Genomic DNA, 23,574 nt, shown 5'->3' on the forward strand with positions numbered 1-23,574 from the left:
TTGAACTCACATAACGATAGTCTCGACCAGTTGAAACGTGCCGCCATGCTGCGCCTGCTCAAGCAGCGCGGCGCGACGCGGAGCGTCGATACCCCCCAGGACGACATGGTTGCCGTGGACCGCGAAGGTCCGTTGGCGCTGTCGTTCGCCCAGCAACGCCTGTGGTTCCTCGACCAGTTGGACCCGACGGCCAGCGCCGCCTACCACATGCCGGCATCCCTGGTGCTGCGCGGCAGCCTTGACCACAACGCACTCAAGGCCGCCCTGGATCGCCTGGTGGCCCGTCATGAAAGCCTGCGCACCACCTTCCGCCGCGACGGCGAGCAGCCGGTGCAAGTCATCGCCCCGGCCGATTGCGGTTTCAGCCTGGTGGAACACGATCTGCGCCAGCTGCCCCGGGAACAGGCCGAAGCACAGGCCGCCGAACTGAGCGAACAGGAAGCGACGGCAGCGTTCGACTTGCTCCACGGGCCGCTGATCCGTGGCAGCCTGCTGCGCCTGGCCGACGATGAGCACCGCCTGCTGATCACCCAGCACCACATCATCTCCGACGGTTGGTCGATTGGTGTGCTGGTCAAGGAATTCGCCGCGCTGTACCAGGCCTTCAGCAGCGGCCAGGCCGATCCCCTGCCGGCCCTGGCCCTGCAATACGCCGACTACGCGGCCTGGCAACGTCGGCACCTGGAAGGTGAGCGCCTGAGCCAGCACGTGGAGTTCTGGCGCAGTCATCTGGCCGGGGCCCCGGCCTTGCTCTCGCTGCCCACCGACCGGCCACGGCCGGCGGTGCAGAGCTACCGTGGCGAAACCCTCGGCTTCGACCTGCCCGTGGCACTGTCCGCGGCCATCACGCGCTTCGCCCAGTCCCGCGCCGCGACCCCGTTCATGACCCTGATGGCCGCCTGGGCGGTATTGCTCGGCCGGATCAGCGGCCAACAGGACCTGGTGATCGGCACCGTGACCGCCAACCGCGACCGCCAGGACGTGCAGGCGCTGATCGGCTGCTTCGTCAATACCCTGGCCCTGCGCGTGCGCCTGGACGCCAACCCGACCCTCGACCAGGTGCTGCAACAGGTCAAGGAACTGCTGCTGGAGTCCGCCAGCCGCCAGGACACGCCGTTCGAACAGATCGTCGAAGCCCTCAAGCCACCGCGCAGCGCCAGCCACAGCCCGGTGTTCCAGACCATGCTCTACTCCAACGCCGGCGGTGCCGGCGGGCAGTTGCAGTTGCCGGGGCTGAGCCTGGAGTTCCTGTCATCGCACAAGGACAACACCCAGCACGACCTGTCGTTGCATATCGACGAGGGCGGCTCGAGCCTGTCCTGCAGCCTGTCGTACGCCACCGCGCTGTTCGACGCCAGTACCATCGAACGCCTGGCGGCGCGCTTCGAGCGCCTGCTGCGCTGCTTCACCGAAGCAGCGCAAACCCGTATCGGCGACCTGGAGCTCGACCCGGCCCTGGCCCTGCCAGAAATCAGCGCGCTGGCGCCGGTCCCGGCGCGGCTGCCACTGTCCTACCACCAGGAACGGGTCTGGTTCGTCGACACCTTCGAAAGCGGTTACCTGTACGAGGCCAACCCGGTCTACCACAACGTCGCGCTGTTGCTGGAGCTGTACGGCGAACTGCAGGTCGCGGCCCTGCAAACCGCCCTCGACGGGTTGCTCGCGCGCCACGCCATCCTGCGCTGCCGGGTACATTCCGACGGCGCCAGCGCCTGGCAGAGTTTCGATGGTAGCGCCAGCCTCACGCTGGAACAGCTCCAGAGCAGCCCAGGAGAAATGAGCCGCCGCGCCCTGGCCGAAACCCGTCGTCCGCTGGAGATGAATGGCGGCAGCCTGGTGCGCGCGACCCTGGTACGCGGCGACGCGAAAAACGCCGTGCTGGCCCTAGCCGTGCATCACCTGCTGGCAGACCGCACTTCGATGCAACTGATCAAACGCGACCTGCTGGCACTCTATGAAGCCGCCTGTGCCGAACGTGAGGCGACGCTGCCGGAACTGTCCCTGGGTTACCGCGACTTCGCCGCCTGGCAACGCCAGTTGCCGGCCGCCGTACAGGAAAACCTGCGGGCCTATTGGCGCTATCAACTGCGCGGCAAGCTGCAAGCCCTGGAACTGCCACTCAACCGCCCACGGGCGGCGGTGCATGTGTTCGCCGAAGCCACCCACGAGTTCGTCATCGAGGCGGTACTGGCCCGGCGCCTGGAAGACCTGGCCCGGGCAGTCGGCGTCAGTGCCGACAGCCTGGCCCTGAGTGCCTTCACCGCCCTGCTGCGACGCTACGCCGGGCATGCCGAATTGGTCATCGGCACCACGGCGGCCTGCCGCGAAGCGGTCCTGCGAGACGTGGTCGGCCCCATCGATAACCTGCTGGTGATCCGCTCCGCCTGCGATAACGAGACCACCCTGCAAGCCCTGCTCGAGCAGACCGCCAGCAGCCTGGCCGATGCGCGCCGCCATCGGCATATGCAGTTCGACCAGTTGGTCCTGGCCCTCAACCCGGCCAAGGACATGAGCCGCACCGCGCTGTTCGATGTGCTGTTCAACTTCCAGTACAGCCGCGACACCCGCAGCCTGGTCGCCGGACTGGAAGTGAACAGCCTGGAAACCAACCTGGGCTACGGCAAGAACGACCTGCACTTGCTGATCAGTGCCGGCGAGCAGCACTGGAACGGCCACCTGGCCTACAACGCCGACTTCTTCGACCCTGAATTCATTCGCCAGCTGATGCGCCATTACGTGCGTCTGCTGCAGGCTTTTGTCGAGACGCCGCAACAGCGCGTCGACGACGTTGTCCTGCTGGATGCGGCCGAGCGCCAACGGCAGATCCTCGACTTCAACAATACCGAAGCCGCCTGGCCCGACAGCCTGACCCTGCAGCAGATCTTCGAGGAACAGGCCCGCCTGACCCCGGACAATATCGCCGTCAATCTCGGCGAGGAACGCCTGAGCTACCGCCAGCTCAACGAGCAGGCCAACCGCCTGGCGCATCGCTTGCGTAACGCCGGGGTGCAGCCACAGGAATTGGTGGCGATTGTCCTCGAGCGCTCGCTGGCGATGATCGTCGCCACCCTGGCGGTGCTCAAGGCCGGCGCCGCCTATGTGCCGATCGACCCGGGCTCGCCGGCCGAGCGCATCGCCTATGTGCTGCGCGACAGCGGCGCCCGCAAGGCCGTCGCTGGCCAGGACATGAGCCCGGCCCTGCTGGCGCTCGGCATCGAAGTCTTCGCCCCCGAGTCGAGCGAAGCGGCATACAACAATGCCGAGGGCGCGGCCAACCTGCCAAACCGCAATGCCCCGGACCACCTCTGCTACGTGATCTATACCTCGGGCTCCACTGGCGAACCCAAGGGCGCGCTGCTGGAGCACCGCAACGTGGTGCGCCTGCTGCACAACAGTCGCTCGGAGTTCGCCTTCAATGCAGGGGATGTCTGGTCGCTGTTCCACTCCAATGCCTTCGACTTCTCGGTCTGGGAGATGTACGGCGCCCTGCTCCACGGTGGCCGCCTGACTCTGGTCCCCGAGGCCCTGCGTCGCGATCCGACGCAACTGCTGGATTTCCTCGAACGCGAACAGGTGACGGTGCTCAACCAGACCCCATCAGCCTTCCTGCAGCTCAGCGCCGCCGCCCTGGCCCGCGCCGATGTGCATCTGGAACACCTGCGCTACGTGATCTTTGGCGGTGAAAGCCTGGAGCCGGGCAAGCTCGACGCCTTCCACCGGGCCTTCGCCCATGTGGCGCTGGTGAACATGTACGGCATCACCGAAACCTGCGTGCACGTGACCTACAAGGCCATCGACGCGGCGGATATCGCCGCCGGCATCTCCAATGTCGGCCAACCGATCCCGACCACCGTGGCCTATATCCTCGACGCCCAGCAGCGCCTGCTGCCGATCGGCGTGGCCGGGGAAATCTGCGTCGGCGGGCTCGGGGTCGGTCGTGGTTACCTGAACCGTGCGCAACTGAGCGCCGAACGCTTTATCGCCGACCCGCTACGTCCCGGCGAGCGCCTGTACCGCTCCGGCGACCTCGGCAAGTTGCTCGACAACGGCGAGATCATTCACCTGGGACGGATGGACGCCCAAGTGAAAATTCGCGGTTTCCGCATCGAACTGGGGGAAATCGAGGCCAAGCTGCTGGCCTGTGACGGCGTGCGCGAGGCCCGGGTGCTGGCCCGCGATGACGCCAGCCAGGGCAAGCGGCTGATCGCCTACCTGATTCCCCGGGCGGCGGTACGCCTGGAAGTGGCGGCGTTGCGCAAGCAACTGGGCGCGACCCTGCCCGACTACATGATTCCGAGTGCCTTTGTCAGCCTGGCGGCCTACCCGCTGACCGGCAACGGCAAGCTTGACCAGGACGCGCTGCCGGCACCGGACCTGGACGCCATGTCCGAACGCGGCTACAGCGCCCCCGAAGGCGCCACCGAACTGGCCCTGGCGCGGATCTTCCAGGAACTGCTGGGCCTGGAGCGCGTGGGCCGCCATGACAGCTTTTTCGAACTCGGCGGCCACTCCCTGCTGGCCGCGCAACTGGTGGCCCGGGTACGCCAGCAACTGGGCGGCGAGATGATGCTGCGCCAGCTGTTCAGTCATCCGAGCGTGGCCGAACTGGCACGGGTGGTCACCGGCCTGCCAGCGGCCGCGAGCGACAGCATCGAAGCCATCGGGCGTAACGCGCCGTTGGCGCTGTCGTTCTCCCAGCAACGCCTGTGGTTCCTCGATCAGCTCGATCCCGACGCCAGCAGCGCCTACCACATGCCGATGGCGCTGCTGCTGCGCGGCGATCTCGAGCGGGCCGCGCTCAAGGCCGCGCTCGACCGCCTGGTGGCGCGTCACGAAAGCCTGCGCACTACCTTCGCACGTCACGGCGAACAGCCGGTGCAGGTCATCGCCCCGGCGGACTGCGGTTTCACCCTGGCCGAACAGGACCTGCGCACGCTGTCCTACGAACAGGCCAGCCTCAGTGCCGCGCGCATCGGCAACAGCGAGGCCCTGGCGCCCTTCGACCTGGGCCAGGGCCCGCTGATTCGCGGGCGCCTGCTGCGCCTGGCGGATGACGAGCACATCCTGCTGATCACCCAGCACCACATCATCTCCGACGGCTGGTCGGTGGGAGTGCTGGTCAAGGAGTTCGCCGCCCTCTACCAGGCCTTCAGCCAACAGCAGGAAGACCCGCTGCCGGCCCTGTCGATCCAGTATGCCGACTACGCCGCCTGGCAGCGCCGCACCTTCACCGGCGAGCGCCTGGCCGAGCAAGCCGAGTTCTGGCGCGGGCACCTGGGCGGCGCCCCGGCGCTGCTGTCCCTGCCCACCGACCGGCCACGCCCGGCGGTGCAGAGCTACCGTGGCGGCGACGTACCGGTGCAGATCGATGCGGCGCTGTACCAACGCCTGGAACGCTTCTGCCAGTTCCACAACATCACCCTGTTCATGGCCCTGCTCAGCGCCTGGTCGGTGCTGATGGCACGCCTGGGCAACGAACGCGACGTGGTGATCGGCGTGCCGACCGCCAACCGTGGCCGCGGCGAAACCGAAAACCTGATCGGTTTCTTCGTCAACACCCTGGCCCTGCGCATCGACCTGGGGCAGAACCCGAGCGTGGCGCAACTGCTCGAACAGGTCCGCCAGACCACCCTGGCCGCCCACGAACACCAGGATATTCCGTTCGAGCAAGTGATCGAGGCCTTGCAGCCACCGCGCTCACTGAGCCACAACCCGCTGTGCCAGGTCGCCCTGTCGCTGGACAATACCCCGGCCGGCGGCGAACTGAGCCTGCCGGGCTTGAGCCTGGTGCCCGTGGCCCAGGCCCATGAAACCGCGCAATTCGACCTGATGCTGACACTCGGCAACGCCGACGGCAGCCTGGCCGGGGTGATCGAGTACGCCAGCGACCTGTTCGACCGTTCGACCGTCGAGCGCTTCGCCCAGCATTTCCAGATCCTCCTCGACGCCATGATCAGCGACGCCGCACAGCCGGTATTCGCGCTGCCATTGCTCAGCCCGGCGCAGCGCCTGGCCTCGCCGGCGCTGCTGCCACCCAAGACGCTATTCAGCACGGGGCCACTGATTCACCAGCGCTTCGAAACCCAGGCGGCCAATCACCCGCAGCGAATCGCCCTGGTCTTCGGCGAACAGACGTTGACTTACCAGGCCCTCAACCGCCGTGCCAACGGCATTGCCCGTGCCCTGCTCGCCCAGGGGGTGCGCCCGGACGATCGGGTGGCAATCCTCGCCTTGCGTGGCGTCGACATGCTCTGCGCGGTGCTCGCGGTGCTCAAGGCCGGCGCCGCCTACTTGCCGCTGGACCCGGCCTACCCGGCCGAGCGCCTCGGCTATCTGCTCGACGACAGCGCACCAGTGGCGCTGCTGGCCCAGTCGGCCTGCCTTGACACCCTGCTGGCGCACAACGTACCGGTACTGAAACTCGACGAACTGAACCGCGAAGACGCTGCCACCGACAGCAGCCTGGACCTTAACCCGCAAGCGCAAGAGCTGGGCCTGGCGCCGCGCCACCTGGCTTACGTGATCTACACCTCGGGCTCCACCGGTTTGCCCAAAGGCGTGCTGGTGGAGCACGGCAACGTCGCGCGGCTGTTCGATGCCAGCGCCGAGCTGTTCGACTTCGACCACCACGACACCTGGACGCTGTTCCACTCCTTCGCCTTCGACTTCTCGGTCTGGGAAATCTGGGGCGCCCTGAGTCATGGCGGCAAGCTGGTGATCGTGCCGAGCGACGTGGCCCGTTCGCCGGATGACTTCTACGCGCTGGTCTGCCAGCAACAGGTCAGCGTGTTGAACCAGACGCCGAGTGCCTTCCGCCAGTTTATCGAAGCCCGCGCCCGCAGTGAGGAAGAGCACGCCCTGCGCGAGGTGATCTTCGGCGGCGAGGCCCTGGATTTCCGCAGCCTGCGGCCATGGACCGCGAGTACCCCGCTGTCGCGCACCCGCCTGGTGAATATGTACGGCATCACCGAGATCACCGTGCACGCCACCTACTACCCGGTCAGCCAGGCCGAGATCGACGCCGGCGCGCCGAGCCTGATCGGCCCGGCACTGCCGGACCTGTGCCTGCGCATCCTCGATGACTACCAGCAACCGGTGCCGGTGGGCATCAACGGCGAGATCTACATCGGTGGCGCCGGGGTCGCCCGGCATTACCTGAACCGTGACGCGCTGAACGCCGAACGCTTTATCGCCGACCCTTACTCCGATGTGCCCGGCGCGCGCCTGTATCGCACCGGCGACGTGGCCCGCTACCGCGCCGATGGCGGCGTGGTCTACGTCGGCCGCAACGACTCGCAGATCAAGATTCGCGGCTTCCGTATCGAGCTGGGTGAGATCGAGGCGCAATTGCTGGCCTGTGCCGAAGTCCGCGAAGCCCTGGTGATCGTGCGTGAGGACCAGCCCGGCGACAAACGCCTGGTGGCCTACCTGATCGCCGAAGACGGTAGCGCTCCCGAGGCCTCGGCCCTGCGCAGCCAACTGGCCAGCGTGCTGGCCGAACATATGCTGCCCAGCGCTTTCGTGACCCTCGCGGCCTGGCCGCTGACCACCAATGGCAAGCTTGACCGCGCGGCCCTGCCGGCACCGGACCTGTCCGCCGCCGTCAGCCGCCACTATGAAGCACCGCTGGGGGCGATCGAAACCACCCTGGCCTGCGCCTGGCAGGAATTGCTCGGTGTCGAACGGGTCGGTCGCCAGGATCACTTCTTCGAACTCGGCGGTCATTCCTTCCTGGTCATCAGCCTGATCGAGCGCCTGCGCCAGGCCGGCCTGTTGCTGGATGTGCGCAGCGTGTTCGCGGCGCCGACCCTGCAAGGCATGGCCACCGTCCTCGCCGGCGGCGGCAGCGCCGAACGGGTGGTCCCGGCCAACCTGATCCCCGCCGACTGCACGGCGCTGACCCCGCGGATGCTGCCGCTGGTGACGCTGAGTCAGCAGGAAATAGAACAAATAACCGCCGATGTTCCGGGCGGCGCGGCCAACGTACAGGACATCTACCCGCTGTCATCCTTGCAGGAAGGCATCCTCTTCCACCACCTGTTGCAGTCCGAAGGCGATGCCTACCTGATGCGCACCGTGGTGACCTTCAGCACCCGCGCGCTGCTCGACAACTTCCTCGCCGCGGTGCAGGTGGTGATCGACCGCCATGACATCCTGCGCAGCGCCTTGCGCTGGCACGGCCTGCCGCAACCGGTGCAGGTGGTCCATCGGCGCGCCCAACTGCCGGTGATCACGCTGGACAACGCGCCCGGTGAGGATGCCCTGGAGAAGTTGCGCGAGCGCACCGATACCCATCATCTGCGCCTGGACCTGCAACAGGCGCCGCTGATTGCCGCCTACATCACCTACGATGACCAGCGTGAACAGTGGCTGCTGGCGTTGCTCGACCATCACCTGGTCAGCGACAACGTCACCCTGCGCCTGATCATGCTGGAGATCCAGGCGGTGCTCGCCGGCCAGGCCGACAGCCTGCCGCCGTCGCAGCCGTACCGTAACTTCATCGCCCAGGCCGCCAGTGTCTCCCAGGCCGAGCATGAGGCCTACTTCCGCCGCCTGCTGGCCGATGTCGACGCTACCACCGCGCCCTATGGCGTGCTCGATGTGCACGGCAACGGCGCCGGGATCCAACGCGCGGTACAGCACTTGAGTGAAGATCTCAGCGCCCGGGTCTATCGCACCGCGCGGGCCCAGGGGGTACCGACCTCGGTGCTGTTCCATGCGGCCTGGGGCCTGGTGGTCGCGGCCACCAGCGGACGCGACGACGGGATTTTCGGCACCGTGCTGTCCGGGCGTTCCCAAGGCACCAGCGGTGCCGACCATGCGTTGGGGATGTTCATCAATACCTTGCCGATGCGTATTCGCCTGCAACACCACAGCGTGCGCGATATCGTCCAGGACGCCTACCAGCAGCTCAGTGAACTCTTGACCCACGAACAGGCGCCATTGGCCCTGGCCCAGCGTTGCAGCGCGGTGGATGCGTCGTTGCCGTTGTTCACGGTGATCCTCAACTGCCGTCACGGCGACCTGGTGAACGCCTCCGGGGAGAACGTCGAGGACATGGACGAGCATGAGGGCATCCACTTCATCGCCTCGGAAACCCGCACCAACTACCCGATCGAGATTGCCGTGGCCAACGTGGCCAGCGGCTTCTCCCTGACCGCGCAATCGATCAGCGGGATCGATCCACGGCGCATCGCCGCCTATCTGGGCCAGGCCGTTGCCGAGTTGGTCAATGCGCTTGAGCAAGACCCGGCACGCCTGGCCAGCAGCCTGGAAGTGCTGCCCGAAGCCGAGCGGCAATTACTGCTCAAGGACTTCAACAACACCGCCAGCACCTTTGCCCAGGCCCAACCGATCCATGCCTTGTTCGAAACCCAGGTTCGCGCCAATCCCGAGGCCATCGCCCTGGTTTGCGAAGACCGCCAACTCAGCTATCGCCAGCTCAACCGTCGCGCCAACCATCTGGCCCGGCAACTGCTGGCCCTCGGCGTGCAACCGGACGAGCGCGTGGCCATCTGCGCCGAACGCAGCCTGGAGATGATTGTCGGGCTGCTCGGCGTGCTCAAGGCCGGTGCCGCCTATGTGCCGATCGACCCAGCTCACCCGGCCGAGCGTATGGCCTTCATGCTGCAAGACAGCCAGCCACGTGCCTTGCTGACTCAGGCGGCACTCACCCTGCCAGCGGGTGATACGCCGCTGTTGCGGCTCGATACCGCCGAGTCGCTGCGTGCCGCCGACGATGAAGCCTTCGATAACAACCCGACAGTCCCGGGCCTGACGCCGGAAAACCTCGCCTACGTCATCTACACCTCCGGCTCCACCGGCCAGTCCAAGGGCGTGATGGTCGAACACCGTTCGGTGTTCAACTTCTGGAACGTGCTGAGCCGCACCACCCACCAGCATTGCCCGACACCAGCCACCGTGGCCCTCAACGCCGGGTTCTTCTTCGACATGTCGATCAAGGGCATCTCACAGCTGTTTTCCGGGCACAAGCTGGTGATCATCCCGCAACTGATCCGTGCCAGCGGCGGCGAGTTGCTCGACTTCCTCGAACAACATCAGGTGCACGCCTTCGACTCCACGCCGTCGCAGCTCGATACCCTGCTCTGCGCCGGCCTGCTGGAACGCAGCAGCTACCAGCCGATCAGCGTGCTGCTGGGCGGCGAGGCGATCAATGCCAGCACCTGGGAGAAGCTGCGCAACTGCCCGAGCATCCGCTTCTACAACATGTACGGCCCGACCGAATGCACGGTCGACGCCACCCTCGACCTGATCCGTGATCTCGGTGAAAAACCGAGCATCGGCCGGCCGATCGCCAACGTCCAGGTGCATGTCCTCGATGCCCGTGGCGAACCGGCGCCGCTGGGCGTGGCCGGGGAAATCCATATCGGCGGTGCCGGCGTGGCCCGTGGTTACCTCAATCGCGCTGAGCTGAGTGCCGAGCGTTTTATCGCCGACCGCTTCTCCCACGTCGCGAATGCCCGTTTGTACAAAACCGGCGACCTCGGCCGCTGGCTGGCCGACGGCACCCTCGAGTACCTGGGCCGTAACGACTTCCAGGTGAAGATCCGTGGTTTCCGGATTGAACTGGGTGAAATCGAAAACGCCCTGCTGGCCGTTCCGGGGATCCGCGAAGCGGTGGTGATCGCCCGCGACGACAGCCAGGGGGAATCGGACAGCCAACGCCTGGTCGCCTATGTCTGCGGCGAGCCGGTGCCGGCCGAGCAACTGCGCGGCGCGCTGTTGGCCGGACTGCCCGAGTACATGGTGCCCAGCGCCTTCGTCCATCTGGAAGCCCTGCCGCTGACCGCCAATGGCAAGCTCGACCGTCGTGCCCTGCCCGCGCCGGGCCAGGACGCCCTGGCCAGCAAAGCCTACGAGGCGCCGCAAGGCGACAGCGAAATCGCTATCGCCGAAATCTGGAAAGGCTTGCTGCATCTGGATCAGGTCGGGCGCAACGACGGTTTCCTTGAACTCGGCGGTCACTCGCTGCTGGCCGTGCAGTTGCTCTCGCGACTGCGACGCAAGCTCGGCGCGCGGATCAGTCTGCGTGAGCTGTTCGATGCGCCGACGGTGCGCGGCCTGGCCGCGCTGGTCAATGCCACGGCACCCAGCGAGGCACAGTCGATTCCCGTGGCCAATCGCTCGGGGCGTCTGCCGCTGTCGTTCTCCCAGCAACGCCTGTGGTTCCTCGATCACCTGGATCACGCCGCCGGCGCCGCCTACCACCTGCCGATGGCCTTGCGCCTGAGCGGCTCGCTGGACAAGGCGGCCCTGCAAGCCACGCTGGATCGCCTGGTGGCCCGCCACGAAACCCTGCGCACCCGCTTTGAACTGGTGGATGGCGAACCGCTGCAGAAAATCGCTCCGGCCGATACCCGCTTCCCGCTGGCGCAGCAGGACCTGCGCACACTGCCGCAAGACAAACGCGCGGCGACTCTGGAGCGTCTCGGCCAGGACAATGCCACCCAACTGTTCGACCTGAACCAGGGGCCACTGTTGCGCGGCCTGCTGCTGCAAATGGACGACGCCGAGCATGTGCTGCTGATCACCCTGCATCACATCGTCTCCGACGGCTGGTCCAACAGCGTCCTGGCCCATGAGGTGAGCGTGCTGTACAGCGCGTTCAGCCAGGGCCACAAGGACCCGTTGCCGGCCCTGGCCCTGCAATACGTGGATTACGCCGCCTGGCAGCGCCAATCCCTCGACGGCCCGGCGCTGCAAGCCCAGGTCGACTTCTGGCGCCAGCACCTGGAAGGCGCGCCGAGCTTGCTGAACCTGCCGCTGGATCGCCCGCGTCCGGCCATCCAGAGCTATGCCGGGGGGATCGTCAACTGCGTCTTCTCGCCGACCTTGAGCGCCGATCTGCGGGCCTTCAGCCAGGCCCAGGGCAGCACGCTGTTCATGGTGCTGCTGGCCGGCTGGTCGGTGCTGATGAGCCACCTGAGCGGCCAGGCCGATATCGTGGTCGGCACCCCGGTCGCCAACCGCCAGCGTCCAGAGCTGGAAGCCTTGATCGGTTTCTTCGCCAACACCCTGGCGCTGCGCGTCGCCACCGAACGCGACACCCGGGTCAGCGACCTGCTCGGACGGATCAAGGACCTGACCCTGGCGGCCTACAGCCATCAGGACCTGCCGTTCGAACAGGTGGTCAGCGCCCTGCAGCCGACCCGCAGCATGAGCCACAGCCCGCTGTTCCAAGTCATGCTGAGCCTGGACAACACGCCACCGGCGCCGCTGCAACTGCCCGGGCTGCAAGTGCAGTCGCTGGACAGCGCGCACCGCACCACGCAATTCGACCTGTCGTTGTCGCTAGTCGATACCGCCGAACACATCGGCGGCAGCCTGCAATACGCCAGCGACCTGTTCGACACCGCTACCGCGCGGGCGATCGCCGAGCTGTTTGCCAAGGTCCTGGAAAACCTGGTGAGCGACGCGCGGCAGTCGATTGGCCAAGTGCTGGAGAACACCCCGGCACTGCCGCGCTCGGCCCATGCCATGGCGCTCCCCGCCACTGTCGAAGCCGCGCCGTCCGAAGCACAGCCTTACGAAGCCCCCCGGGGCGACACCGAAATTGCCATCGCCAACCTCTGGCTGGACTTGTTCAAGCTCGAACAGGTCAGTCGGCATGATGATTTCTTCAGCCTCGGCGGTATTTCGCTGATGGCGGTGCAGATGGCCTCGCGCTTGCGCAAGGTCCTCGGCAAGCCGATCGCGGTGCGCGATCTGTTCATCGAACCGACCATCGCCGGTTTCGCCCGGACCCTGGATGGCCAGGCCCGCTCGGGTCCACGCGGCAACCTGGTACCGATCCGCCGCACGGGCTCCCAGCGACCGCTGTTCCTGGTCCACCCCCTGGGTGGCGAAGTGCAATATGTTCGCGATCTGGCCCCGGAGCTGGACCCACAGGTGCCGGTCTACGGCCTCGCCGCCAGTGGCTTGGCCAGTGGAGAAATACCCTTGACCGAGGTAGCGGCCATGGCGACGCGCTACCTGGCGGCGATTCGTCAAGTCCAGCCGCAAGGGCCCTACCGGATTGGCGGCTGGTCGGCCGGCGGCCTGATTGCCTATGAAATGGCCCGTCAACTGCAAGCCGGCGGTGAGACCTTGGAGTTCCTCGGCATCATCGATGCCTCGGCCCGGCCGGATCAGGCGGTGCCGGAGTCCTTGAGCGAAGGGCAATTCCTGATGGCCTGGCTACCCGAGCAGGTCGATCCCACGCTGCTCCGGCAACTGCGCGAACTGGCGCGGGAGGGGGCCATCGAGGCGATGCTGACGCTGTGCATGGCCCATCGCCTGCTGCCGGAGGAACTGCCCCAGGACGTCGATGCCGGTTTGTTGCGCAGCCATCTCGCGGTGGCCTATGCGACACGCCTGGCCATTGGCGCCTATGTCAGCCCGCCCGCCCCGCTCAAGCTGTCGCTGTTTACCGCGAGTGGGCAGGAACGCAACGACCCGATGCTCGGTTGGGGCGCGCTGCTGGGTACCCCGGTGAGCCTTACAACCCTGCCCGGGACGCACAACACGTTGGTCAAGACGCCCTATGTCAGTGCGCTGGGGCAGGCCATTTCCCAGGCGTTGAAAGACGGTGGCCGGTCATGAGTCGTATCAGGGAAGAATTTTCATTCTCAAGAAAATCATCGACAACTAAACAGCGCCAGCTCGGCAGCGTAGGATGTCCCTGTTTTCCACTACAGACTTTTCCTACCTATCTGAGCTTAATTACAACTACGGACTGAATCGTTTTTTGTGGATGGATTCACAGGTGATACCTGAACTTCCGGGTATCAAGGCAAGAAATGGTTTGAGCGTCCCGGGGGAACGGACGGACTTCGTACCCCGACGACAGCATCGCAAGCCACTTCTAAAATATGCAGGATCAGCATATGAACCAACGAACGAACACCAAAGATGTCGAGAAAGCCCATCTCTATCTGGAACTGGGAAAACTGGTTTCCAGCGTCGGACAGGAGAACTTTCTGAACAACATGCACCAGTTGATCAACACCTCGGTGGCGGTCAGCCGGGTCGAACTCAGTGAATGGACCGTCGACGACAGCCAGTCGGCGGTTGTCGATGTACAACTGCTGGGCTCCGCGGGGCTGGAGTTGAGCCCGCAAATGCAAGCGGTTTGCCCGACCAATGCCAAGCACCGCAACGACCATCCCCTGGTCAAGCGGGTGTTGGAAGTGGAAGACCCGCTGCTGATCCACCTCAATGCGCGGATGAAAAACGAGAAGGACAATAACTGCCTCGGCACCTCCCATCAGTGCAGCCTGATTTCGCGCAAGGCCAACCGTTGTTGTGTGATCTCGCTGCACCGCCCCCGGGTGGAGCGCGACTTCTCCCTGCAAGAGCTGTCCTTTTTGAAATACCTCTCGGAAACCTTGTTGCCGTTGACCGAGCGGCATGCCCGTGCCCACCGCCAAGCCACTGCGAAAAGCCCTGCCGGGACCACCCCGCGCACCTTGATGGCGGTGGAACAGACGCAACTGCAACGCGAGTTCAATGAGCGCCTGAACGCCTGCGAGGTCAACCTTTCGGGGCGGGAAAAAGAGGTCTGCCTGGGGTTGCTGGCCGGCGGCACGGTACCTGAGATCGCAGAAAAACTCTGCGTCAAGAACAGTTCCATCGAAACCTACCTCAAGCGTTCCGCCGCCAAACTGGGTGTCAGCGGGCGCCATGGTTTGGCCAAGTGGATGATAGGAGCATAATGAACAGATCCCTGAGCCCCTGGGTTGCCGTCGTGCTGAGCCTGGGCGGTTGCTCGCTGATCCCCGACTACCAGCGCCCGACTGCACCGGTCGCCGCACAGTACCCCCAGGCCCCCGCCTACGCCCCGGCCCTGTCGGGCCCGCTGGCGGCGGACGTGGGCTGGCGCGAGCTGTTCCGCGATCCGCTGCTGCAGCAACTGATCGAAAGCGCCATGCTCAACAACCGCGACTTGCGCGTGGCGGCCCTCAATGTCGAGGCCTATCAGGCGCAATACCGCATCCAGCGCGCCGACCTGTTCCCGGCGATCAGCGCCACGGGTTCCGGCACGCGCCAGCGCCAGCCGGCCAGCGTGACGCAAACCGGCAGCGCGGTGACCAGTGGCAGCTACTCGGCAACGCTGGGTATCAGTTCCTACGAGCTGGACTTGTTCGGACGTATCCGCAGCCTCAGTGACCAGGCCGCCCTGACCTACCTGTCCAGCGAAGAGGCGCGCCGCAGTACCCAGTTGAGCCTGGTGGCCAGTGTCGCCAACGCCTACCTGACCTGGCGGGCCGACCAGGAACTGCTGGCATTGACCCAGGACACTCTCGGCTCCTACGAACAGAGCCTGCGCCTGACCGAGCGCAGCTACCAGATCGGTACGACTTCGGCCCTGGCCCTGGCCCAGTCGCGCACTTCGGTGGAAAGCGCGAGGACCAGCCTGGCGACCTTTCAGCGCCAGGTCGCCCAGGATCTCAACAGCCTGACCTTGCTGGTCGGCGCCTCGGTCGCGGACACCCCGTCCGACCGCCCACTGGCCGCCGACTGGCTGGCCGAAGTGCCGGCGGGCCTGCCTTCGGACCTGCTGCAACGGCGCCCGGATATTCTCCAGGCCGAATACCAGCTGCAATCGGCCAACGCCAGCATCGGTGCCGCGCGGGCGGCGTTCTTCCCGAGTATCACCCTGACCGCCAACGCCGGCACCTCCAGCAACGAATTGTCCGGACTGTTCAAGGGCGGCTCGGGAGGCTGGCTGTTTCAACCACAGATCAATCTCCCGATTTTCAACGCCGGCAGCCTGCGAGCGAGCCTGGATTACTCGAAGATCCAGAAGGATATCCGCGTCTCGCAGTACGAGAAATCGATCCAGACCGCGTTCCAGGAAGTCTCCGATGGCCTGGCGGCACGCCAGACCTACAAGAGTCAGTTGCAGGCGCAGAACGATCTGGTGCGGGCCAACCAGGAATATTACCGCCTGGCCGAACGGCGCTATCGCATCGGCGTCGACAACAGCCTGACTTTTCTCGACGCCCAGCGCTCGCTGTTCAGTGCCCGGCAGACCCTGATCACCGACCGGTTGGCCCAGCTGACCGCCGAGGTCAATCTGTACAAGGCACTGGGCGGAGGCTGGACGCAACGTAGCGAAAAAACCTTGTGAGGTCATTGCAGATGACGACATTCGAACCTGGGGCACGTGTGCGACTTCGCTCGGGCGGCAAGATCATGGTGGTCCGACCCGGCTCGACGATCTCCCAGCTCCCCGATACCTTGCTGGTGCTGTGCGAGTACCGGGCCAAGAACCGGCTGGTGCAGGGCTTCTATGCCGCCCGCGACCTGATCCCCGCGCCCCGGGAGCCGATGCCGAGCAATCCGGGTTGAACACGGCCAGCGACGCTCGGCGGCTTTCAGCCAGCTCGTATTAATGAGAATTCAATCTTTCACCAACGGCAGCGTCACGACAAACTCGCTGCCCTTGCCATCACCCTCGCTCTTGCCCGTCACGGTTCCCCCGTGGGCCTCGACCAGCTCACGCACCACCGTCAGGCCGATACCCAGGCCCGCGCCATTGAAACCGATGGCATGAACGTCCTGCACAAAAGGCTCAAAGATAAAGGGCAGTGCCTTGGCGGAAATGCCGATGCCGCTATCACAGATCCTGATCTCCAACGCATCCGCCGCGGTCGAGACCGAAAGCCTGACAGTCCCCCCCGCGGGGGTGTATTTGGCCGCGTTGCCCAGCAGGTTGCCGAGAATCTGCGCGAGCCGGACCGCATCGCCATCCATCAGCAACCCGCACTCGGGCAGCTCGGCGCTGAACTGCAAGTGGTGAGCGAGCATCACCGGGCTACAGATTTCAATGGCTTCATGGAGAATCTGTGCCATGTCGACCAGGCGACGATCGAGGCGAAACTTCCCGGTACTGGCACGTGACACGTCGAGCAGGTCTTCCACCAAGCGAGACATGTGCCGCACCTGGCCTTCGAGCAACTGCTGCATGCGCGGCAGTTCCTCGCTGGGCACCCGTACCAGCCGACCGGCAATCATGCTGATGGGGGTCAGTGGATTGCGCAGCTCATGGGCCACCAGGGTGAGCACATTGCGTTGCTGTTCCAGCGCATGCTCGGCCGCGACTTGCAGGTGCTGGGCGCTGAGGGCGGCAATCACCAATTGCTCGTTGGCTTCGCGCAACGCCAGGTACAAGCGCTGTCCTTCCCAGGCAAGCTCGGGCTTTTGCGCATCGGACTGCGCCAGGAGAATCGCCAACACCAATTGCTGGTTGGCCTCGATCAGTTGCTCGACCTGCTGGCTGTCAATCAGACGGCTGTTGACAGCGCACAACTCCTTTTGCAGGGCCGCCAGCGCAGCGCGTGCTTCAACGGTTTTCTGGCCGAGCAGGAGCAGTTCGCGAACGGCGATGGTCTTCGCCCCTTCCTCCCTGCTATCGGCTTCGCTCATGTGCTTGACTCACGCCTTGTCGATTCGAGGCGCGCGCCAGGTGGGTCGCCCTCCCAGCAAGCCTTCCTGGTCCGGCAACATCTCGCCGATCTGCAAACCGTTATCGTCGATTCGATACAGACGCAACTCATCGGAGTGGGCGCTGGCCCGAACCTTGACCACGGCCATGATCCGCAACAAGCGGCTCCGTACTTCAATATAGCGCTGGACGATGATCGCATCGGTGAGAAACGCCGTGCCGTAAGGGCTGAAACGCAGGTCGGTGTAGCGGTCTTCCAGCTCCGAGGTCATCAACACACTGACCCCCGCGCTATCAGGCCGTCGGCCACGGTAAAAATCGGTTTGGTATCGGTTTCGGTGAAGTACTCGCCGATCAGGAAGGTCGTCGCCTGCCAGGTGGTCATCAACATGCCCAGTTGCTGGACGAACTGCGGCAGGTTGTTGTTCGGGTTGTCCTGGGTCTGGCTGGCCAGCACCACGGTGCGGAACGAATCGGCAATCCTCCGCCCAGCACCTCGTCCAGTCCTGGCACGCCGGTGGCCAGGCGGTTGATAGTCACTTTGGAGCTCATGGGGAATTTTCCTGCGAAGGGGTATCACTCAAAGAAGGTTCCCACACGCCACTCAGCAAACGTGCGGTAAGCGAGGGCCCGATCAGCGTGGTCAGCAACTGGTAATAAGTGGTCAGCAACACTTCACCGAAAAACAGCGCATCGGTTTCGCTTTGCTCGACGAGTACGGATGAGAGGACCGTCAGCTCCATGGCGGCCTGCGCACTGTCATAAGTGCCGGCCAAGCGTGGATGAGTGGAGGTGCACAAGTGGAGGCTGCGCCGATAAAGCGCGGCAACGCCTTGCTGGCCAATGATAGGCGTGAGGGCCGCGCCCATCTCTTGCAAGGTGGCAATGATCGCCTGGGCGACTTTTTCAATGTCAGCGTTGGGGCCAACGCGGTGCGCCAGAGAAGCTACGATCTGGCGGCTCTCTTTGCTTAGCGTGGACATGGCTAACGGCTATCTGATGGACAGAATATTGATAGTACACCCTATAGCACGCGGCCAAGGCGCTATTTGATAGCGCATCGCAACTGCGCTCAGGGGGCAGTCCCGCCGACAGGCTGGCATCCGCCGCCCCGTCACTGTCCTCAACAAGAGGCTTACACGCGACTTACCGTTGGCCTGCTTCGATAAGAGAAATTTCCACCAGGGCCTAGGCTGCGTCTGATGGAGGAACTGCCCGTCTCGGCTGGATCATGGGTTCGCTCGAATCAATTCGATTTGTTGTTAACCCTTTTCAAGGAACCCATAGGGTCTTCGAAAGAGAAATAGGCGTCGGATGGGTCAACTACTTGGACTACCACTGAACGGAGGTCCTTCATGGGCATGTTCAATCCACCTCACCCTGGTGGGATCCTTCTTGATGATGTGATACCTGGCCTGGGAACCACTATTACCGAGTTTGCTCGGCATCTGGGCTTTGCTCGAGAAACGCTCTCGAGAATTTTACATGGTCATGCGCCCATCAGCCCGGACCTCGCTGTAAGACTGGAGCGTGCAGGGATCAGTACCGCACGTCTCTGGCTGAGCATCCAAGCAGACTACGATCTGTGGCAGGCGGAACATCGTGAGCAACCCCCTATCGAGCGTTATGCCCAGGTGAACTGAGGCGCGCCCTGCCCCATCGTCAAGATCGTTCCCGGCTGAGCAGGAACGATCCAAGAAAACCAAACCTAGCGCTTGGCCAGCTCCATGATCATCCGGCTCAGCAGATAGATACGCGGGGCCACGCTTTCCACTTCGGCGTATTCCTCGGGGGTATGGATATTGCCGCCGACAATCCCGAAGCCGTCCAGCGTCGGCGTGCCCACGCCGGCCGACAGGCTGGCATCCGCCGCCCCGCCGCTGCCCTCGATGGTCAGCTTGCGCCCGAGTTCGCCGTAGATGCCCTGGGCGATGGTCACCAGCGCGTCGGACTGAGGCGTTTGCGGCATCGGCGGTAGCCCGCGCAGCAAGCTGGTCTTGACCTCGGTGTCGGGAATCAGCTTGTTGGCCGAGACTCGCGCCAGATCCTTCTCGATCCGATCGAACTCCTCCGGCAAGGCCGCCCGGACATCGGCCTTGGCGGTGGCCTGGTCAGGAATCACATTGACCCGGTCGCCGGCCTTGAGCACGGTGAAGTTGATGGTGGTTTTCTTCTCTTCGTCGCCCAGCTTGCTCAGTTGCAGGATCTGATGGGCCGCCTCCATCGCCGCGTTGCGTCCCAGTTCCGGGGCCACGCCGGCATGCGCGGCCTTGCCCTTGACCTCGACCAGCGCAGTGGCACTGCCCTTGCGCCAGACCACCAGGCCATCGGCGGGACGACCGGGTTCCAGGTTCAGCGTCACATCGTGGGCCTTGGCGGTTTTCCGGATCAGTTCGGAAGCGCTCTCCGAGCCGGTTTCCTCGCTGGCGTCGAGCAGGAAGGTGATTTGCGCATAGTCTTTGAAGTCTTGGTTCTTCAGCACCTTGAGGGCATAGATCCCGGCGACGATACCGCCCTTGTCATCCATCACACCGGGGCCATAGGCGCGGCCGTCCTTGATGTGAAATGGGCGCTCGCTGGCCGAGCCTTCCTTGAACACGGTGTCCATATGCGCCATCAACAGGATTTTTGCCTTGCCGGTGCCCTTGAGGGTGGCGAGTACATGACTGTTGTGGGCGTTTGCGTCGGGGACCAACTCGATAGTGGCACCGAGCTTTTTCAGCTCATCGACGGCGATGTCGCGCACCTGGGTCAGGCCCGGCTCGTAGCCGGAACCCGAATCGATATTCACCAGGCGCTCCAGCAGCTTCAAAGCCTCGGCCTTGTATTGTTCGGCGTCGGCCTGGATTGGTTTGTGAGGTTCGGCGCTCCAGGCCGGGGCGCTGAAACCACAGGCGAGCGCCAGGCCGAGGGTGGTGGCCAGTGCGGTGCGAGGGAGAGTGAACGTCATGAACGGATCCTTGTTTTTTGTTGGAGTGTTGCACCCACCTTAAACGAAAAAGAGACCAAACGGCCAAGCGCTTGATCTCTCTAATAAGTGGAGAACCGTGAACAGTTTTATGTTCTCACGAGTTCAATCAATTGGCTGGTTGTCCATTACCGGGGGATGGCTGATTGGATGGGCGCGCGTCCTCAAGCAGCGCATCCACCACCGCACGGGCCACTTCCACCGAATGCAGCATGCCCCAGAACAACGCCCGTTCGACGGGGTTGGTATGCAGGCTGATTTCGTCGCCATTGAGTTCTGCCGTTTCGAGCAGATTGGACACGTAGGTCAGCGCGTCCTGGGCATTGATACCGGGTTGGATGGCGAACAGCGTGGGTTTGTACGGGGCTTCAGGGGTGACGGGTTTGGAGCAGGTGAATGCCAGCGTATCGAGCAGCCGAGGGGTATCGGTCGGGACCGGCTCAGCCTCGTTGGAAGAGGTATCAGAGAGTTTGCGCAGGTACAGGTCTTTGTCGGCGGTACTTCGGATTTTGCCGGTGATCGGTGGATCGGGGGTGATTTTCTTTGACATGGTGACGCTCCTTCTTAACTTAGGGAACTCGTCATCTCCACGCTGCAAAACGAAAGGTGGCGAGCCGTACACAGGTTTGCAGACCGGTAAGAAGGAACCGGTAGGCCGAAGCCTCCTGCGCACAGCCCGCCATAACGCGAGCACAAAAACCGCTTCCGCGGCACTGTGCGCCTTCTTAAACCCGGGCTGCAAAACCCGTATCGCTGAATTTGCAGCGACAACCAGACTGTAGCCCTGGCGTTTGGCGCACGCAATATTCTCCCACGACTGAAACGCGTGGGAAATATGAGTTTTTTCGGAAGGCCATTTCGCGTATTGATTGAGCGCTGCTGAGCCACGCACTCCAAAGCGAAGACCCACGCCTTACCCTATGCTGATGAAAACGCGTCGATCAGCAAGGGCGAGGTCAGGAGACATGGAAATCCGAAAGGGTTAAGTAAGTGCCATTCAAATCCGTCCCCTTTTCGGTCCCTCCTTTTTTAGTCTTCTCGATCACCAGTCAGATACTGAGAAGTTTGTCGTCGAACCAGACATCCTCGTATTGTTCCGTGATGAGAAATCTTGATCCAGGTGGAAGCCCCAAGTATGGAAGCAGCAGGGGCTCCCAATTTTCAATGTGCGAGACATGCAAAGGAGCAAAAAAATCTGAAGCATCAGAAAGTACCTCTCCAGCCCATATATACCAGCCGCACGTTCCAAGCTCGGGTTTGACTCGCATGCCATTCAACGGACGTACCCCATCCTTAACGTCAAGGGATATCCCAACTTTATGATTCGGATCACACCAAAAAAATTCAACGCCTAACCTTAAACAAACTGCCCGTTGTACCGCTTCCGTATTCTCTTTCATCGTCAGAATCCAAAATATTTTCTCATAGCCTTGCCAAACGCCCCTAGCTGCCCGCCCTGGCTTGCCGAACAACTTGGGCAGTGCGGCTGAACAGCATCAAGCGACCGTTGAGCCTGCGAGTCGACCGCCCCATCCCGATAATACTGCACTACAAGTGGATCAATGTGATCAGCAACCTGACGACTTGATACTGCCCCACAATCAACGCAAGGTCGTCCTTGCACAGAAGCCCTCTTATCTGCTCCAGGACCAGCGTCTCGAGGACGGTGGCGCGCGCTGTATCGCGACTGCTTGATCCACATGGGTGTCAGGCACGACTCGATCGTAGCCAATGACGAGGAAACGGATTCGACGGGTTCAATCAGTCAGGTTGAGAAAGAGAGAAAGTCCTGCAATTAAAAACTGCAGGATGAGTTGGCTTTCAGCCTTGACTCGAGACAAACTAATGGGCGTCTCCTTTTCGCCTTAACCAGATAAAATTGATACTCGATGACGGTTAAGCAAGCGCCATTCAAATGCGTCAACTTTACTCCGCCTTAATATAAGCTCTAAATTTATTCCTTCCACCACCGGCCAACGACGCGGAAAGCAGCTCGATAGTCTGGGCGGTCGCAATCTAAAATCCACAAAAAACACGAAATTTAGGCATAAAACCACCTCTATCAATATTCCTCAAAACTGCTTACGACTGACTCTTGCCCCCAACAAAACCAGACAACTCCCTTTCAGCGTCTAGATATTCTCAGCAACCTTTGTACCGATCAATTCAGCAACGTCAAACTCAGCCCCTCACCAGCGATAATATCCTCTGGAATTTTTCCATAAACAAATATTTCATCACCCAAATTCAGAATAGACAAACACGCCTCATCATCAAACAAAAAAAACAACCCAATTAACTCATTTTCTACTGATGATTGAATAGTCGAAACCGACACTAAGCATCGCCCCACAACACGAGAAAAACAAGGCTCACCTGAAACACAAACAACAATCTGTTCTCCATACTCTCCAAGATCAACTCCAACAACATCCCCCAAAGACAAGCACAGAGACGCACCATTGTTACCACCATACATTCGCATAGGTACGTAACCATCAAAAAAAAAGGCACACCTGCTGGGGAGATGTATCTTTTTTCCCAGAAAAAACATGCATCAAAATATTTACCGATAACAAATTTAGCCTAGAGCACCTGGCAACAAAGTTCTTATCAGTTCAGGGACGGCCATTATTCCACTACTCCTTTAAGAGCACTTTTTACTGATGAGCCCTGAGTCAAACCATCTTTCAAAATGATTACAAACCAACCATCAGGCTTACTCACAACAACATCATCACCTTTAATCCGGCCAAATAGAAATCACAGCTCGACCTATTAGCGATCTATCACCAAGAAGACCACCAATTCAACCTCCACCTTTAACTCAGACCGCTAACCGACAAATAGAAGCCATTAAAGCTCACCATCCCTACTTAAATCCCTACTTATACTTAATTTAACCTAACAGTCAGACCTTTCCCTACAAACCTCACCAAGGACACCAACCTTGCTTAATCAACACTATCCAAGATTTCTTGCAATTTTCTAGGGTCAGCCGCACGCCCAAAATAATATCCTATAACATCAACGCCATCAATCTGCCCCCTCTTCTCAGTCCAGAAAGGAATATAATACTTACGACCTATTAGCTCCTCTAGCCTCGCAACATCAGAGCAATTACAAATACTAAGAAACGGACCATAATTCTCACTAA

General features: G+C 62.5%; 12 protein-coding genes and 1 pseudogene. 5 read left to right on the top strand and 8 right to left on the bottom strand.

The window, feature by feature from the left end; translation table 11 throughout:
* The 4 genes from PFEN_RS19940 to PFEN_RS19955 all read left to right on the top strand — a co-directional run bounded on the left by PFEN_RS19940 (position 1) and on the right by PFEN_RS19955 (position 16,353).
* Entirely contained in the window at positions 1-13,602 is a 13,602-nt protein-coding gene (locus PFEN_RS19940) for a non-ribosomal peptide synthetase (RefSeq protein ID WP_191488524.1), read from the top strand.
* Positions 13,603-13,886: 284 nt separating this feature from the next.
* The gene (locus PFEN_RS19945) at positions 13,887-14,714 is read left to right on the top strand and encodes a helix-turn-helix transcriptional regulator (RefSeq protein WP_191488525.1); all 828 of its coding nucleotides are present in this window, start codon (positions 13,887-13,889) and stop codon (positions 14,712-14,714) included.
* On the top strand, positions 14,714-16,132 hold the full coding sequence (adeC, locus tag PFEN_RS19950) for an AdeC/AdeK/OprM family multidrug efflux complex outer membrane factor (RefSeq protein ID WP_191488526.1): 1,419 nt from the start codon (positions 14,714-14,716) through the stop codon (positions 16,130-16,132). The genes PFEN_RS19945 and adeC overlap by 1 nt, the downstream gene beginning before the upstream one ends.
* A gap of 11 nt (positions 16,133-16,143) precedes the next feature.
* Positions 16,144-16,353: a hypothetical protein gene (locus tag PFEN_RS19955; RefSeq protein ID WP_191488527.1), complete on the top strand. Its 210-nt coding sequence runs from the start codon at positions 16,144-16,146 to the stop codon at positions 16,351-16,353.
* Positions 16,354-16,404: 51 nt separating this feature from the next.
* On the opposite strand, the gene PFEN_RS19960 is transcribed toward PFEN_RS19955, so the two are convergent.
* The 3 genes and pseudogenes from PFEN_RS19960 to PFEN_RS19970 all read right to left on the bottom strand — a co-directional run bounded on the left by PFEN_RS19960 (position 16,405) and on the right by PFEN_RS19970 (position 18,432).
* A complete protein-coding gene (locus PFEN_RS19960; RefSeq protein ID WP_191488528.1) occupies positions 16,405-17,430 on the bottom strand; it encodes a sensor histidine kinase in 1,026 nt (341 codons plus the stop codon).
* 9 nt (positions 17,431-17,439) lie between these two features.
* A pseudogene (locus PFEN_RS19965) lies at positions 17,440-17,924 on the bottom strand (RAD55 family ATPase); the annotation flags it as partial.
* Between the two features lie 73 nt (positions 17,925-17,997).
* Positions 17,998-18,432 (bottom strand): hypothetical protein, encoded by a 435-nt coding sequence (locus tag PFEN_RS19970; protein WP_224771013.1) that lies wholly within the window; start codon positions 18,430-18,432, stop codon positions 17,998-18,000.
* 372 nt (positions 18,433-18,804) lie between these two features.
* On the opposite strand from PFEN_RS19970, the gene PFEN_RS19975 reads away from it, so the two are divergent.
* Positions 18,805-19,092, top strand: a complete 288-nt coding sequence (locus tag PFEN_RS19975) for a HigA family addiction module antitoxin (protein ID WP_191488529.1) — start codon at positions 18,805-18,807, stop codon at positions 19,090-19,092.
* Positions 19,093-19,157: 65 nt separating this feature from the next.
* Here the strand turns inward: PFEN_RS19975 and PFEN_RS19980 are convergent, their stop codons facing one another.
* From PFEN_RS19980 to PFEN_RS30715, 5 genes are all read right to left on the bottom strand, one after another.
* Positions 19,158-20,399, bottom strand: a complete 1,242-nt coding sequence (locus tag PFEN_RS19980) for a M20/M25/M40 family metallo-hydrolase (RefSeq protein ID WP_191488530.1) — start codon at positions 20,397-20,399, stop codon at positions 19,158-19,160.
* Between the two features lie 127 nt (positions 20,400-20,526).
* Positions 20,527-20,967 carry a hypothetical protein gene (locus tag PFEN_RS19985; protein ID WP_191488531.1) on the bottom strand — a complete coding sequence of 147 codons (441 nt, stop codon included), beginning with the start codon at positions 20,965-20,967 and terminating at the stop codon, positions 20,527-20,529.
* A gap of 499 nt (positions 20,968-21,466) precedes the next feature.
* Positions 21,467-21,817: a hypothetical protein gene (locus PFEN_RS19990; protein ID WP_191488532.1), complete on the bottom strand. Its 351-nt coding sequence runs from the start codon at positions 21,815-21,817 to the stop codon at positions 21,467-21,469.
* Positions 21,818-22,578: 761 nt separating this feature from the next.
* A complete protein-coding gene (locus PFEN_RS19995) occupies positions 22,579-22,902 on the bottom strand; it encodes a hypothetical protein (RefSeq protein ID WP_224771014.1) in 324 nt (107 codons plus the stop codon).
* 469 nt (positions 22,903-23,371) lie between these two features.
* On the bottom strand, positions 23,372-23,574 hold a 203-nt coding region (locus tag PFEN_RS30715; RefSeq protein WP_224771015.1), incomplete at its 5' end, for a hypothetical protein.

Origin of the sequence: Pseudomonas sp. FEN (genome assembly GCF_904067045.1) — a bacterium.
Classification (GTDB): domain Bacteria; phylum Pseudomonadota; class Gammaproteobacteria; order Pseudomonadales; family Pseudomonadaceae; genus Aquipseudomonas.